The 786-nt window shown below is 72.3% G+C and carries 1 protein-coding gene; it reads left to right on the top strand.

The genetic code is table 11. The features are described 5' to 3' along the window. Positions 1 to 573: 573 nt before the first annotated feature. Positions 574 to 753: a hypothetical protein gene (locus A7A76_RS24815; RefSeq protein WP_206413826.1), complete on the top strand. Its 180-nt coding sequence runs from the start codon at positions 574 to 576 to the stop codon at positions 751 to 753. Positions 754 to 786: the final 33 nt, after the last annotated feature.

Below are 786 nucleotides of genomic sequence, written 5' to 3'. Positions count from 1 at the left end.
GCGACGCAGGCGGGCGCGCCGGCCGCCGGCGCATTCGCACGGCGCGGGATTTGATGCACAATCGCCCGCGCCGTCGTGCGACGGCCGCGGCCCGGGGGCGCCGCGGCTAGAATGTCCGATGATTTTGTTTCGCGACCGGCGTGGGGGTTTCCGGCGCGTGCGCCTGGATATGCTCGACGGACGGGGGGATTATCGGCGCGCCAGCGCGGATAATATCCGCCCGCCGCGGACGGGAATGCCGCGATCGGGCGCGGCCGGAGTTTCCGGCCGGTTCCGGTCGAAGCGGGGGCCGTGCGAGGGCGCGGCCTGCGTGCCGGCGTTCCGCGTCCGCAACGCCCGCATCGGCGCCGTTTTCCGGCGCCGGCGCGGAAAATCGGCGGTTTCGGCCGCCGCGATGTCCGCCGCGGTCCGTGGCGGGCGCACGGTTATTGAGCGGTAACCGTGCGGTCATTACGGATCGGCCGTGGCGGGTATGAAGTAACTGTCGTGCGCGCGATACAGGAGGTAGCGCGCGCGCGAGTTTCCCCGCAGCCCCTGGCCGACCGGCCAGCCATAACTAATGGAGCCTCGCTCATGAAGTCCAATCGTTTCCTTCGGTATGCCGCCATCGCTTCGCTGCTGGCCTGCGCCGCCTGCAAGCCGACGTTTTTCCCGATCGGCGACAACGTCCACGTCGACCTGAGCGGGCGCGCCGCGCCGGCCGCGGTCGATGCGGCCAAGGCTGCCGTCGCCGGCGTCCAGGCCGCGCGCTGACCGCCGCGCCCGGGCCGGAACGTCCGGCCCGGG

Origin of the sequence: Lysobacter enzymogenes (assembly GCF_017168095.1) — a bacterium.
In the GTDB taxonomy this organism is placed as follows: domain Bacteria; phylum Pseudomonadota; class Gammaproteobacteria; order Xanthomonadales; family Xanthomonadaceae; genus Lysobacter; species Lysobacter enzymogenes_D.
The sequence above is the reverse complement of the archived record's forward strand: the minus strand, read 5'-3'. Positions and strand labels throughout refer to the sequence as shown.

What these genes read in the sequence shown, in the direction of transcription:
- A7A76_RS24815 (WP_206413826.1), top strand. Translation starts at nt 574, where the DNA reads ATGAAGTCCAATCGTTTCCTTCGGTATGCCGCCATCGCTTCGCTGCTG.